The sequence below is a fragment of the Rhodopseudomonas sp. NSM genome (assembly GCF_052445935.1).
Classification (GTDB): Bacteria; Pseudomonadota; Alphaproteobacteria; order Rhizobiales; family Xanthobacteraceae; genus Rhodopseudomonas.
In genome coordinates this window covers 389,230-403,109 of sequence record NZ_JBQTCH010000005.1, presented here as the reverse complement: position 1 = coordinate 403,109, position 13,880 = coordinate 389,230, and the positions used below count along the sequence as shown (strand labels likewise).

The 13,880-nt window shown below is 66.4% G+C and carries 11 protein-coding genes and 1 tRNA gene; 4 read left to right on the top strand and 8 right to left on the bottom strand.

What is annotated here, in order from left to right:
• Positions 1 to 4: 4 nt before the first annotated feature.
• On the bottom strand, positions 5 to 1,177 hold the full coding sequence (locus tag ACTZWT_RS15755; RefSeq protein ID WP_444770613.1) for a two-component system sensor histidine kinase NtrB: 1,173 nt from the start codon (positions 1,175 to 1,177) through the stop codon (positions 5 to 7).
• Complete coding sequence (gene dusB / locus ACTZWT_RS15750; RefSeq protein WP_444770612.1) at positions 1,174 to 2,238, bottom strand: tRNA dihydrouridine synthase DusB; 1,065 nt, start codon at positions 2,236 to 2,238, stop codon at positions 1,174 to 1,176. Before dusB ends, ACTZWT_RS15755 begins: the two co-directional genes overlap by 4 nt.
• A 201-nt stretch (positions 2,239 to 2,439) precedes the next feature.
• Between dusB and ACTZWT_RS15745 the strand changes: the two genes are divergently transcribed.
• Together ACTZWT_RS15745 and ACTZWT_RS15740 are read left to right on the top strand one after the other, a co-directional pair.
• Positions 2,440 to 3,636, top strand: a complete 1,197-nt coding sequence (locus ACTZWT_RS15745) for a bifunctional 2-C-methyl-D-erythritol 4-phosphate cytidylyltransferase/2-C-methyl-D-erythritol 2,4-cyclodiphosphate synthase (protein ID WP_444770611.1) — start codon at positions 2,440 to 2,442, stop codon at positions 3,634 to 3,636.
• Position 3,637: 1 nt separating this feature from the next.
• Entirely contained in the window at positions 3,638 to 4,273 is a 636-nt protein-coding gene (locus tag ACTZWT_RS15740) for a CinA family protein (RefSeq protein WP_444770610.1), read from the top strand.
• A gap of 263 nt (positions 4,274 to 4,536) precedes the next feature.
• Here the strand turns inward: ACTZWT_RS15740 and ACTZWT_RS15735 are convergent, their stop codons facing one another.
• Positions 4,537 to 5,010 (bottom strand): type II toxin-antitoxin system RatA family toxin, encoded by a 474-nt coding sequence (locus ACTZWT_RS15735; RefSeq protein WP_444770609.1) that lies wholly within the window; start codon positions 5,008 to 5,010, stop codon positions 4,537 to 4,539.
• A gap of 24 nt (positions 5,011 to 5,034) precedes the next feature.
• Positions 5,035 to 5,994, bottom strand: a complete 960-nt coding sequence (gene lipA, locus ACTZWT_RS15730; RefSeq protein WP_444770608.1) for a lipoyl synthase — start codon at positions 5,992 to 5,994, stop codon at positions 5,035 to 5,037.
• A gap of 155 nt (positions 5,995 to 6,149) precedes the next feature.
• Between lipA and ACTZWT_RS15725 the strand changes: the two genes are divergently transcribed.
• Positions 6,150 to 6,758 (top strand): DNA-3-methyladenine glycosylase, encoded by a 609-nt coding sequence (locus ACTZWT_RS15725; protein WP_444770607.1) that lies wholly within the window; start codon positions 6,150 to 6,152, stop codon positions 6,756 to 6,758.
• Between the two features lie 180 nt (positions 6,759 to 6,938).
• Here ACTZWT_RS15725 and ACTZWT_RS15720 read toward each other — a convergent pair whose 3' ends face one another.
• The 4 genes from ACTZWT_RS15720 to ACTZWT_RS15705 form a co-directional block, all read right to left on the bottom strand.
• Positions 6,939 to 9,809, bottom strand: coding sequence for a valine--tRNA ligase (locus ACTZWT_RS15720; RefSeq protein ID WP_444770606.1), 2,871 nt, complete (start codon positions 9,807 to 9,809; stop codon positions 6,939 to 6,941).
• 174 nt (positions 9,810 to 9,983) lie between these two features.
• A complete protein-coding gene (locus tag ACTZWT_RS15715) occupies positions 9,984 to 10,805 on the bottom strand; it encodes a PopZ family protein (RefSeq protein WP_444770605.1) in 822 nt (273 codons plus the stop codon).
• Positions 10,806 to 11,102: 297 nt separating this feature from the next.
• Positions 11,103 to 12,494: a TolC family outer membrane protein gene (locus ACTZWT_RS15710; RefSeq protein WP_444770604.1), complete on the bottom strand. Its 1,392-nt coding sequence runs from the start codon at positions 12,492 to 12,494 to the stop codon at positions 11,103 to 11,105.
• A gap of 206 nt (positions 12,495 to 12,700) precedes the next feature.
• A complete protein-coding gene (locus ACTZWT_RS15705; RefSeq protein ID WP_444770603.1) occupies positions 12,701 to 13,369 on the bottom strand; it encodes a protein-L-isoaspartate O-methyltransferase family protein in 669 nt (222 codons plus the stop codon).
• Positions 13,370 to 13,615: 246 nt separating this feature from the next.
• Here ACTZWT_RS15705 and ACTZWT_RS15700 point away from each other — a divergent pair.
• Positions 13,616 to 13,690, top strand: a tRNA-Asn gene (locus tag ACTZWT_RS15700).
• Positions 13,691 to 13,880: the final 190 nt, after the last annotated feature.

The following is a 13,880-nucleotide window of genomic DNA, read 5'->3' as shown; positions in this document are numbered from 1 at the left end:
GTCCTCATCTTGCATTCTGTGAGGCAGGGGATGACGCCGGCACGTCCTCGCCGTTGCTCTGATTGTAGTTCTTCGCCGTGTTGTACATTGGCAGCAGCACGCGAAACGTGGTCTTGCGCGGCTGCGATTCGCATTCGATGATTCCGCCGTGGTCGCCGACGATCTTGGCGACCAGCGCGAGGCCGAGACCCGAGCCGGACGCCTTGGTGGTGACGAACGGATCGAACAGGTTCGGCATCAGGTCCTCCGGCACGCCGGGACCGTTGTCCTTGACGCAGAATTCCAGCGGCAGCGACACCCGGGTCTTCTTGCCGGGCACCGACAGCCGCACGCCGGGACGGAACGCGGTGGTGAGCTGGATCTCGGCGTCGCTGCCGAGATCGACCACGGCTTCGGCGGCGTTCTTCACCAGATTGAGAAACACCTGAATCAGCTGATCCTGATTGGCCAGCACCGGCGGCAGCGACGGGTCGTAGTCCTCGACGAACTTGATGTTGCGCGCGAAGCCCGACTGCGCCAGCCGCTTCACATGATCGAGCACCGAATGGATGTTGACCGGGCCGCGCGCCACCGGGCGATCGTCCCCGAACACTTCCATGCGGTCGACCAGCGTGACGATGCGGTCGGCCTCGTCGCAGATCAGCCGCGTCAGCATCCGGTCTTCGGACGACGCCTGCTGTTCGAGCAGCTGCGCCGCGCCGCGGATGCCGGACAGCGGGTTCTTGATCTCGTGCGCCAGCATCGCCGCCAGCGCGATGACCGAACGCGCGGCGCTGCGGTGGGTGAGCTGGCGGTCCATCTTGTCGGCGATGGTGCGCTCCTGCAGCATCACCACGATGTGGCCGGGACGTTCGTTCAGCGGCGCGACGTGCAGATCGACCTGCCGGTCGGCGCCGATCCGCGGCGTGCCGAGATCGACCTTGTATTCGTTGACCGGCGAATTGCCGCTACGGACCTGTTCGATCAGCGCCAGCAGCGGACTGCCGAACGGCACCAGTTCGGTCAGCGATTGCCGCCGGAGCAACTGCGTCGAAATCTCGAAGAATGATTCCGCCGCCATGTTGGCGTCGATGATCTTGCCGTCCGGGCCGACCAGCAGCACGGGATTCGGCAACGCGTTGAGGATCGCATCGCTTTCGGTCGGCTTGGCGTGGCGCGGTTCGAAGACGGCGTTCATGCGGCGGCTCTCCAGGCGAAATCGTCATAGGCGTCAGTGAGCGCATGATGCACACGGGCCGGGTTTTCTTCGGTGAGGATCGTCGTCCGCCAGTGCTTCAGCGTCGCCGGCGGCGCGCCGCTGGCGGCGGCAGCGACGTCGAGCGACCAGCCGAGATGTTTTCGCGCATGGCGCAGTCCGATGCGCTCGCCATACAGGCCGAGCACGCCGTCATACAGCGCGCGCAGATAATCGAGCTGATCGGCGAGCGACGGCATCGCCTCGGCGATCCCGGTCTGCAGGCGGCGGCCGATCTGGCCGGGCAACCAGGGCTGCCCCTGGGCGCCGCGGCCGATCATCACCGCGTCGGCGCCGGACTGATCGAGCGCTTCGACCGCGTCGCGATACGAAGTGATATCGCCATTGACGACGAGCGGGATGTTGACCGCGTCGCGGACGGCGCGGACCGCGCGCCAGTCGGCCTCGCCCTTGTAGAACTGATTGCGGGTGCGGCCGTGCACGGTCACCAGCTGCACCCCGGCAGCCTCGGCCCGCCGCGCCAGCTCTGCCGCGTTGTGCGAGCGCTCATCCCAGCCCAGCCGCATCTTCAGCGTCACCGGGACACGCACCGCGCTGATCGTCGCTTCGATCAGCGTCAGCGCGTGATCGAGATCACGCATCAACGCCGATCCCGACTGACCACCGGTCACGTGCCGCGCCGGACAGCCCATGTTGATATCGATGACGTCGGCGCCACCGGCTTCGGCGATCCGCGCGCCTTCCGCCATCCAGTGCGGTTCGCAGCCGGCGAGCTGAACCACATGCGGCCCGTCGTCGATCGCGTCGCAACGGCGGACGGACATTGCGCGGCCCTGCACAAGATCTTCGCTCGCGGTCATCTCGGACACGACCAGTCCGGCGCCGAGAGCTGCGACCTGTTGGCGAAAAGGCGCATCGGTGATGCCGGACATCGGCGCCAGCAGCACCCGATTGGCCACCGCAATATTGCCAATTCTCAAAGGCGGCGAACCTGTTACTGTAGATCGGGTCAAAAGCTGCTCATTCTGTCGCCAGCGCGTCATTGCGACCGGTCTAGCTCAATGTTTGAGCATCATAGATCATTGCCTACAGTTTAGCCAGTTATACCAGACATGCAAGTGCGTTGCAGCAATTCTCCCATCTGACAGACCGCGGAAACATGCTGATTCGACGCTCAGGCATGCTAAGGGCTCTCCCCGCCCGCCCCGATTGCCTGTTCCCTCAAGAAACTGACCCCGATAGCGATGCCGAATTTTCCCCGTACCGCCGCCATCATCGTCGCCGCCGGGCGCGGCCTCCGCGCCGGCGCAGGCGGCCCTAAACAATACCGCACGCTGGCCGGACGGCCCGTTATTGCGAGGGCCTTGCAGCCGTTCTGTGCGCACCCGGAGGTATTCGCGGTCCAGCCGGTGACCAATCCGGACGACACGGCGATCTTCAACGAAGCGGTCAGCGGCCTCGACTTTCGACCCGCCGTCGGCGGCGGCGCGACCCGACAGGCTTCGGTCCGCGCCGGGCTGGAGGCGCTGGTGGAGCTCGCGCCCGACATCGTGCTGATCCACGACGCGGCGCGTCCCTTTGTCACGCCCGATCTGATCTCGCGTGCGATCGTCGCGGCCGGCCAGACCGGCGCGGCGCTGCCGGTGATCGCGGTCAACGACACCGTCAAGCAGATCAACGGCGACGGCTGCGTCGTGGCGACGCCGGACCGCGCGCAGCTGCGGATCGCGCAGACCCCGCAGGCGTTCCGCTTCGACGTGATCCTCGACGCGCACCGCCGTGCGGCGCGCGACGGCCGCGACGACTTCACCGACGACGCCGCGATCGCCGAATGGGCGGGATTGACGGTGTCCACTTTCGAGGGCGATGCTGCCAACATGAAACTGACCACGCCGGAAGACTTCTCGCGCGAAGAGAGCCGCCTCACCGCGGCGCTCGGCGACATCCGCACCGGCACCGGCTACGACGTCCATGCCTTCGGCGACGGCGACCACGTCTGGCTGTGCGGGCTCAAGGTGCCGCATAATCGCGGCTTCCTGGCGCATTCCGACGGCGACGTCGGGCTGCACGCGCTGGTCGACGCCATCCTCGGCGCGCTGGCCGACGGCGACATCGGCTCGCACTTCCCGCCGACCGATCCGCAATGGAAGGGCGCAGCCTCCGACAAATTCCTGAAATACGCGGTGGAGCGAGTCGCCGCGCGCGGCGGCCGCATCGCCAATCTCGAAGTGACGATGATCTGCGAGCGGCCGAAGATCGGCCCGCTGCGCGACCCGATGCGTCAACGCATCGCCGAGATCACCGGACTGCCGGTGTCGCGCATCGCGGTGAAGGCGACGACGAGCGAAAGACTCGGCTTCACCGGGCGCGAGGAAGGCATCGCCGCAACCGCGTCCGCCACCATCCGGCTCCCCTGGGGCGCCGACGGCCTGGCCGGCTGAGATGAGCGGCAACGACGCCCGCTCCGGTTCCCGTGCCTTGGCCCGCTCGTTGCTCGATCTCTGCCGCTCGCGCAAGCTCACCATCGCCACCGCCGAATCCTGCACCGGCGGCCTGGTCGCCGGCGCCCTGACCGACATCCCCGGCTCGTCCGACGTGATCGACCGTGGCTTCGTGACCTATTCGAACGCCGCCAAGCACGCGATGCTCGGCGTCGAGACCGCGACGCTCAACACTTTCGGCGCGGTCAGCAAGGAGACCGCGCTGGCGATGGCGGTCGGCGCGCTGGAACACGCCGACGTCGATCTCGCGGTGTCGATCACCGGCATCGCCGGCCCCGGCGGCGCCGTGCCCGGCAAGCCGGTCGGCCTGGTGCATTTTGCCGTCGCCGCGCGCGACGGAAGGATCATGCACCGCGAACAGCGCTTCGGCGCGATCGGCCGCAGCAACGTGCGCCAGCGCTCGGTGGTCGAAGCGCTGCGGATGCTGATCGAGGTCGCGCGCGGACCGAAGCCGGCGGCAAAGGCCAAGCGTGCCCCCGCGACAGACGTCCACAAGCGCGTCGCCCGCACCCCCCGCCGCGCCGCCGCCAGCAAGCGCGTGCCGCCGAAGCGGCCGGTGAAGCCGAAGAAGCCCTGACCGCTCGGTCTTTCGCCGTCATGGCCGGGCTTGTCCCGGCCATCCACGTCTTTGTTCGATTCCACACGCTGTAAACGTGGATGCCCGGCACAAGGCCGGGCATGACGGGTTGATAGGCAATTAGCTACACCACCGTCATTGCGAGGAGCACCCGGATCGGCGCTTTGCGCCGTCCGGGCACAGGCTCCGCGACGAAGCAATCCAGCGCCGAGCACGCGGCTGGATTGTGTCGCCTTCGGCTCGCAATGACGGAGAGGAACTAACTACGCCCGCGACAGCTTCGGGGCGCCGCCATAGACCTGATCTGCGCGGCTTTCGAACGCGGCGGCGAAGCGGTGGAAGGCGGTGTCGAACATCGCGCCCATCAGCGTCGCCAGAATCCGGCTCTTGAATTCGTAGGCGATGAAGAAGCCGACTTCGCAGGCGCGTTCGGTCTTGGCCACGAAGGTCCAGCGGTTTTCCAGATTGCTGAACGGGCCCTGCAGATATTCGACGAGAATCTTGAGATTGGCGCGGTCGAGCGTGACGCGGCTGGTGAAGGTTTCCTGCACCAGTTTGAACGACACCGTCATGTCGGCGATGATCACTTCGGTGCCGTCGTCCTGCGGCATGCGCTGCCGGATCTTCAGCGCCTTGCACAGCGGCACGAATTGCGGATAGCGCTCGACGTCGGCGACCAGATCGAACATCTGCTCGGCACTGTGCGGCACGCGGCGTTTGCTGGAAAATTGCGGCATCGTTGCGAACCCGGCGTCTCGAACTCAGCGCGACAGCGCCGCGCGCGCCGCCCGCAGTTTGGCGAAATCGTCGCCGGCGTGGTGCGACGAACGCGTCATCGGGCTCGCCGACACCATCAGAAAGCCCTTGGCGTAAGCCGTCTTGGCGTAGCCGCCGAACTCGTCCGGCGTGACGTAGCGCATCACCGCGTGGTGCTTGCGGGTCGGCTGCAGATACTGGCCGATGGTGAGGAAATCGACCTCGGCCGAGCGCAGGTCGTCCATCACCTGCAGCACCTCGTGGCGCTCCTCGCCGAGCCCGACCATGATGCCGGACTTGGTGAACAGCGTGGGGTCGAGTTCCTTCACGCGCTGCAGCAGCCGGATCGAATGGAAGTAGCGCGCGCCCGGCCGCACCGACAGATAGCGCGACGGCACGGTTTCGAGATTGTGGTTGAACACGTCCGGCCTGGCGGCGACCACGACTTCCAGCGCGCCGTCCTTGCGCAAAAAGTCCGGCGTGAGAATCTCGATCGTGGTGGTCGGGCACGCCTCGCGCACCGCGCGGATGGTGGCGGCGAAATGCGCGGCGCCGCCGTCGGCGAGATCGTCGCGATCGACCGAGGTGATCACCAGATGTTCGAGCCCGAGCTTGCGGGTGGCTTCAGCCACATAGGCCGGCTCGTTCGGATCGAGCGCGCCGGGCATCCCGGTCTTGACGTTGCAGAACGCGCAGGCCCGGGTGCAGGTGTCCCCCATGATCATGAAGGTGGCGTGCTTCTTGTCCCAGCACTCGCCGATATTCGGGCAGCCGGCCTCCTCGCACACCGTGACGAGGCCGTTTTCCTTGACGATGGAACGGGTCTCGCCATAGCCGCGGGTGGTCGGCGCGCGGACGCGGATCCAGTCCGGCTTCTTCGGCGACAGCGCATCCGGCCGCGCCGCCTTCTCCGGATGCCGGGGGCGGACGGGGGTGGGTGACACCGTATCGACGAGGACGACCATGGGCTGCCTGAAGGTGAGCGAGAACCCTACCTAATCCGACCGCCCCCGTCCCGCAACCCGGGCTGCTTGCGGGCGCTTATCCCTTGGAATAATGCTCGATTTCTCGGCATTCCCGGCGGCGCGTGGCGCTGCCGCCCTCGCGAGATCTCGCCCCCATGGTCCCTTCCCGCATTCCCGCTCCGGCGCCCGGCGCGCTCGGCCCGTTGCTCGGCCGGCGCTTCTTCGCGCGCAGCGTGCATGAGGTGGCGCCGGAGCTGATCGGCGCCACGCTGTTGTTCGACGGCGTCGGCGGCGTGATCGTCGAGGTCGAGGCCTATCACCACACCGACCCCGCGGCGCATTCCTATGGCGGCCAGACTGCACGCAACGCCGTGATGTTCGGCCCGCCGGGCATCGCCTATGTCTATCGCTCCTACGGCATTCATTGGTGCGTCAATGTCGTCTGCGAGGCGGAAGGCTCGGCCAGCGCGGTGCTGATCCGCGCGCTGGCGCCGACGCATGGGGTGGATGCGATGCGCGCCCGTCGCGGCCTCGACGACGAGCGCATGCTCTGCTCGGGCCCCGGCAAGCTGACCCAGGCGTTGGGGATCACCATTGCGCATAACGGATTGCCGCTGGATGCGCCGCCATTTGCGATCCATCGGCGGAGCGCCAACCCCGAAATCGTCGCCGGTCCGCGCATCGGGATCAGCAAAGCGGCGGATTATCCGTGGCGGTTTGGGCTGCAAGGCTCGCGGTTCCTGAGCAAGCCGTTCCCAATCTGACGCATTGCACTGAACTACCCGCCCAGGTCATCGCCCGGCTCGACCGGGCGACCAAGTATCCCAGAGCGCTTCAACTGAACAGCAACGCTCTGCAATACTGGGCCCTCCGCTTTCGCGGAGGGTGACGGCCCTGCAAGCTGCGACGGCGACGGACTCACGCGGCGCGCGGCAATGACGCGCTCAGCTCGCGTTCTTGATCCGCAGCAGCGCTTCGAGGATCTTCATCTTTCGCGCGAGCGCAGCCTCGCGCTTTTCCTTCTCTTCCTCGACGACCTCTTCGGCGGCGTTGGCGACGAATTTCTCGTTGGCCAGCTTGGCTTCGGCGCGCTTGATATCGGCTTCGGCCTTGCCGAGCTCCTTGTCGAGGCGGGCCTGTTCGGCGGCGAAGTCGATCAGCCCCTTCAGCGGCAATGCGGCGACGTCGCCGCGCACCAGCAGTTGCACCGCGCCCTGCGGCGCGGCGTCGGCGAACGAGATTTCACCCCCCCGCGCCAGCCGCTTGATCACGTCGCTCCAGCGCTGGGCGCGGCCGCGCGTGTCGGCGGTGGCGCCGACCAGCACCAGCGGCGTCAGCGTCGCCGGCGTGATGTTCATCTCGGCGCGCACCGAACGCATCGCGGTGACGAGATCGACCACCCAGCCGATCTCGGCCTCGGCGGCATCGTCGGTGAAGTCCGGCACGGCGGTCGGAATGTTGAGCAGTGCGGCTCCGACCATCGGATCGCTCGCCGCAGAGGCGCTCATCACCGCGAGCTGCTCGTCGCTGATCCCGGCCTTGCGCGACCACGGGGCCAGCACCAGCAGGTTGTCGCGCGACGCGGTCACCGCCCACAGCTCCTCGGTGATGAACGGCATGAACGGATGCAGCAGCTTGAGAATCTCGTCGCGCGCCCACGCCACCATTGCGCGGGTTTCGGCCTTGGCCGGACTCTCCTCGCCCATCAGTACGGGCTTGGCGAGCTCGAGATACCAGTCGCAATACACGTTCCAGACGAAGCGATAGGCCGCACCCGCGGCATCATTGAAGCGATAGGATTCGATCGCCTCGGTCACCTCGCGCGTCGCGCGCACCGTCTCGTGCGCGATCCAGCGGTTCAGCGTCTGCTTCGCGGCCCTGTAGTCGAAGCCGGCAGGCGCGGCGCAGCCGTTCATCTCGGCGAAGCGGCAGGCGTTCCACAGCTTGGTCGCGAAGTTGCGATAACCTTCGACGCGGCTCGACGCCAGCTTGATGTCGCGGCCCTGCGCCGCCATCGCCGCCAGCGTGAAACGCAGCGCGTCGGCGCCGTATTGCTCGATCAGGTTCAGGGGATCGATGACGTTGCCCTTCGACTTCGACATTTTGGCGCCCTTCTCGTCGCGGACGAGGGCGTGGATGTAGACCGTCGGGAACGGCACGTCGTTCTTGAAATGCAGGCCCATCATCATCATCCGGGCGACCCAGAAGAAGATGATGTCGAAGCCGGTGACCAGCACGTTGGTCGGGTAGTAGCGATCGAGCTCGGGCGTTTCGTCGGGCCAGCCCAGCGTCGAGAACGGCCACAGCGCCGACGAGAACCAGGTGTCGAGCACGTCTTCGTCGCGGGTGATGAAGCCCTCGCGCTTGAGCGGATCTTCCGCCATGTCGTGCGCCTGTTCCGGCGTCAGCACTTCCTGCTCGACGTAATAGCCGAGCGCGTTGCCGACCGCCTCTTCCTCGGTCTCGGCGACGAACACCTTGCCGTCCGGGCCGTACCAGGCCGGGATCTGATGGCCCCACCACAGCTGGCGCGAGATGCACCAGGGCTGGATGTTCTCCATCCACTCGTAATAGGTCTTCTCCCAGTTCTTCGGCACGAAGGTCGTGGCGCCGGAGCGCACCGCGGCGATCGCCGGCTGCGCCATGGTCTTGGCGTCGACGTACCACTGATCGGTCAGGAACGGCTCGATCACCACGCCCGATCGGTCGCCATGCGGCACCATGTGGACGTTCGGCTCGATCTTCTCCAGGAAGCCGAAATCATCCAGCCGCTGCACGATGATTTTTCGCGCGGCGAAGCGGTCGGTGCCGTCGATTTCCTCGGCGAAGTCGCGCGCGCCTTCCGGCAGGCCCTCGAGATAGGCGCTGTTGTCGGCGACCGAAATCCGGCCCTCGATATCGAGCACGTTGATCTGCGGCAGATGGTGACGGCGGCCGACCTCGAAATCGTTGAAGTCGTGCGCCGGCGTGATCTTCACCGCGCCGGAGCCCTTTTCCGGATCGGAATATTCGTCGGCGACGATCGGAATCCGCCGGCCGACCAGCGGCAGGATGACGTGCTTGCCGATCAGATCGACGTAGCGCTCATCGTCCGGGTTCACCGCAACGGCGGTGTCGCCGAGCATGGTCTCCGGCCGCGTGGTCGCGACGACGATGTAGCTCGATGGATTCTCGGGATCGAAGGGGACGCCTTCGAGCGGATAGCGCAAATGCCAGAGATGGCCCTTGACCTCGATCTGCTGAACTTCGAGATCGGAGATCGCGGTCAGCAGCTTCGGGTCCCAGTTGACCAGCCGCTTGTCCTTGTAGATCAGGCCCTGGCGGTGCAGCTCGACGAACACCTTGACGACCGCGCGCGACAGCCCCTCGTCCATGGTGAAGCGCTCGCGCGACCAGTCGCAGGACGCGCCCAGCCGCTTGAGCTGATTGACGATGACGCCGCCGCTCTCGGCCTTCCACTGCCAGACCCGCTCCAGAAATTTGGCGCGGCCCATCTCGCGGCGGCCCGGCTCCTGCCGCTCCATCAGCTGCCGCTCGACCACCATCTGGGTGGCGATGCCGGCGTGGTCGGTGCCGGGCTGCCATAGCACGTCGCGGCCGCGCATCCGCTCGAACCGGCACAGAATGTCCTGCAGCGTGTTGTTGAGCGCGTGGCCCATATGCAGCGAGCCGGTGACGTTCGGCGGCGGGATCACGATCGAGTAAGGCTCGGCGTCGCGGCGGTCGGCGCGGCCGGCCTTGAACGCCTCGGCGTCTTCCCAGGCGCGCGCGATGCGGCCTTCGATCTCGGCGGGCTGGTAGGTTTTCTCGATCATGGCCATGCAATCAAAAAAGGCGCGTTGCCGGGCGGCGACGCGCGCATCCGTTCGACGGCTAGAAACCTTCCAGCGCGCCGCGAGTCAACGCCGCAAGTGGAGGTCGCAAGTGGAGAATGAGGAGCCGGGCTCCGATCCGGCGTCCGCCGGCCGCGCCCGGGGCCGCGGCCCGACCTAGCGGCCGCGCGACACCCGCTCGATTTCCTGGCGCACGATCCGCTCGACCAGGGTCGGCAGATTGTCGTCGAGCCACGACTTCAGCATCGGCCGGAGCATCTCCTTGACGAGATCCTCGAGGGTGCGCGCGTTGTTGCTCAGCACCGTGTTGGCGAGCGAGTTGAAAGCCGATTCCACTGCCGAGACCGTAGCGCGCGACATGATCGGCGCCTGCGGCGGCTCCTCGGACCAGGATGATGGCGACGGCTGATAGGCGGGCTCCGCCATCGCCGGCTTCGGCTCCGGGGCAGCCGGCCTGGGCGCCGCTGCCTCGGCGAATTCCAGATCGTCTTCGACCGGCTTCCGATACGACGCATGCGGCAGCGGGGTCGGCGTCGGTGGCGGCGCAGGCTCGGTCTCGGGCTCCGGCAGCGCCATTTCGTCGGTCAGTTCGAGCACGTCGCCATCGGGCTGCGGCGGCCGCACCTCTTCCTCGGTGGTCGAGGCATCGAGCCCCGCCAGCAGCGCATCGATGTCGTCCTGGTTGTTGCTGGCCTCGGCCGCTGCGGGCGGCGGTGCCGGCGCCAGCGTCGGCTTGGGCGGCGCAGCGGGTTTGGGGGCTGCGGCCTGCGGGGCCGGGCTCGGGGCTGGCGGAGGTGGGGTCATGGCCGCAGGCTTGCTCGGCATGGGAACCGGTTTCGGCGGCTCCGGCTTCGGGGCGGCGGCGACCGGCGGTTTGGCCACGTTCGCGGGCTTGGCTTCATCATCCGCGATGATACGACGGATCGACGCCAGAATCTCCTCCATGGAAGGCTCTTGGGCCCTTGCAGGCTGCGTCATCTCCGACTCCACATCATCACGCCCTTGTCGGCGTTGTACACCAAAGCTCTGCAGGATGGCCCGGTTCCGGATCGGCGCGCCCGACTTTCATCGACGAACGCCTGACTTGTCCCCAGCTCAAGTGCCGCGCGATCTACCGCGGGCACGTCGCACATCGCGACGCGGAGCACCGCAGCGCGCGCGTCCGTCAGCGAGACGAATCGCACCGATCACACGGACCACGCTACGGCACGCCACGAATTGATTGCAAGCAAACGGAGGCCAAGCGCGCTGATACGGCGCCTGCCGGCGATCGGATCAGCGACCGTCGGGCGTGCGGACGCCGATCCAGGAATCGCGGACCTGTTGATAGTGGACGCTCGGATCATAGACGTCGGTCTTCAGGCCGAGCACCTGCGGCGTCAGGCGACCGATCGCGCTCAGCACCGAGTAGGACGCCACCACACGATCATGCTGCGCCGTCACCAGCGACACCCGCGCATTGACCAGCGCCTGCTGCGCGTTGAGGACGTCGAGCGTGGTGCGCTGCCCGGCCCGCGCCTCTTCGCGCACGCCGTTGAGCGCGATTTCGGACGCCTTGACCTGGGACTGTGCCGAGGCGACCTGGGCCCGGCCCGCCAGCAGCTGGCCCCATGCCTGCACGATGGTGGCACGGGTCTGGTCGCGCACCTGCTCGAGGTTGAGGCGCTGCTGCGCAAGCGATTCCTTCGATTGCCGGATCAACGAATATTCGGCGCCGCCCTGATAGATCGGCACCGAGACCTGGGCCAAAGCCGACGCGGTGAACTGACGCGGCGTCGTGATCGACTGCTCGTAACCCTGCTGGGCGTTGGCCTGCAGGGTCACGGTCGGGAACAGCGCGCCCTCGTTGATCTTGACGTTGAGGAAGCTGACGTCGATGCCGAACATTGCGGCGGTGACGTTCGGATTCTGGGTGAGACCGAGTTCGACCGCCTGCGCCAGCGAGGCCGGCAGGAAGCGATCGACCGGCGAGCCGGGCGCGAGTCCGGACGGCTCGCTACCGATGATGCGACGGTAATTCGCCCGGGTGGTGGTGAGATTGGATTCGGCGGTGAGCAACTGGGTGTTGCCTGCAGCGAGTTGCGCCTGCGACTGCGCCACGTCGGTGCGCGTCACTTCGCCGACATTGAAGCGGTCGTTGGTCTGCTTCAGAGTCTGGTCGAGCACGCGAACGTTGGACTTCTGCACCTCGACGGTCGCCGCGTCGCGCAGGTAGTCCATGTAGATGGTCGCGGCCGACAGCAGCACCGATTGCTCCAGAACGCGCAGGCCCTCGCGCGCCGACGACACCTGGCTCTCGGCGGCCCGGGTCCTGTTGGCGGTCTGGTTGCCGTTGAACAGCGTCTGCGTGACCGTCGCCCCGATCGAGCGCGGATAGTTGCCGCCGCTCAGGTGGAACCTGTTGCCGGCGACGATCGAATTGACGTCGGTGTATTGATAGCCGCCGCTCGCGGTGATCGAGACCTTCGGGCGATAGCCCGACAACGCCTGCGGCACCGATTCGTCAGTCGATCGCACCGAAGCGCGCTGCGCGTTGAGCTGGGGGTTGTTCTGATAGGCGCGTATCAGCGCGGCCTCGATCGTCTCCGCCAGGACGGGAGCCGGCCCCAGACACGCCAGAATGATGCCGACACTCACGAGGCCGGAAAATCGCTTCACCCCAACCATCCCTGGCAATCCAATCTTGCAGTTCATTTCCCGCCCGGCCAGCAACCTGAGCATCACGCACAGCGCAGCGGCCCGCGCAAATTCCACCACACACTAAGGCACCGAACGAAGCGAAGGAACCCCCGCGGCTTGCCGCAGAATGAAACTTCTGAATTGGGGCATCCGGGCCACACTTCTGATTCGCAACGGGAAATCGCCCGATCGCGCTAGAACGTAAAGGCCGGAACCCGACGCAGGCCGGGCAGCACCGGAACCGAGGTGTCGAACAGCACGCGGGAGCCGAAATCGCAATGCGATCGGGTGATAACGGTAGCCCGCTGCGGCCGACTGGTCGCGAACACGCCGACCAGACGGCCGTTCAGCCGGAGCTGGTCGTAGAGTTTGGTCGGCTCGATCTCGGTGGCGCCGTTGAGGATGATGGCGTCGAACGGCGCCTCAGCCGGAGCTCCCTCGCCGCAGGGCGCGACGCGGACCGTCACATTGCCGAGACCGAGTGCGGCGAGCGTCGTCCTCGCCCGCTCCGCCATCGCCTCGTCATCGACCGTGGTGACGACCCGATCGGTCAGCTTGGCGACCAGCGCCGCGACGTAGCCGGTGGCGCCGCCGACGACCAGGACATTGTCGTCATGGCCGATCTCGGCCGACTGCAGCAGCCGCGCCGTCACCGTCGGATTGAGCAGCACATGGCGGAAGTCGCCGCCGGTTCCGTCGAGGTCGATGTCCTGGTCGAGATAGGCCAGACACTTCTGATCTTCCGGGACGAACACCTCACGCGGAACCAACCGCATCGCATCGATGATTCGCCAGTCCGTCACGCTGTGCGGCCGGACCTGACCGTCGATCATGTTCAAGCGCGCGCGTGCGAAATCCGACATCGGTGTTCCCTGCAGAAGTGAAGCCGAGCCATCCATGATGCAACGCGTTCGAAAACGCAACAATCCACAAACGCCGGAAAAAGCTTGGCTGACGCCCCTTTTCATCGCCCCCGCAGACACCAGATCAAGGGTCGAGCCGACCCGATCGGCAGCGGCGTCATTCCGTCGTCACGACATGTGGATTTCCGCTTTCCATTGCCGGACGGCTTTGTTATACGCTGCCCCGCGAAGTTCGCTTCGTCTCGTTCCCTGGTAGCTCAGTGGTAGAGCAACCGGCTGTTAACCGGTTGGTCGCTGGTTCGAATCCGGCCCGGGGAGCCAAACTGTATTCTCAGCAAAATTCCGCCCTTTTGAGCCGCCTTGCGCGGCAACGGCGACGGCTGTTTCCAAAATCAGGTCAAAGGGTTGTCTGAGGGTCGCGTTGAGCTGCCCATCCTTCCAGACCGAGTTCGATATTACGAAATTGAGAAGCCGACGCTTCTCCGGAGCGGTTTGCCTGGCGAACAGCTTC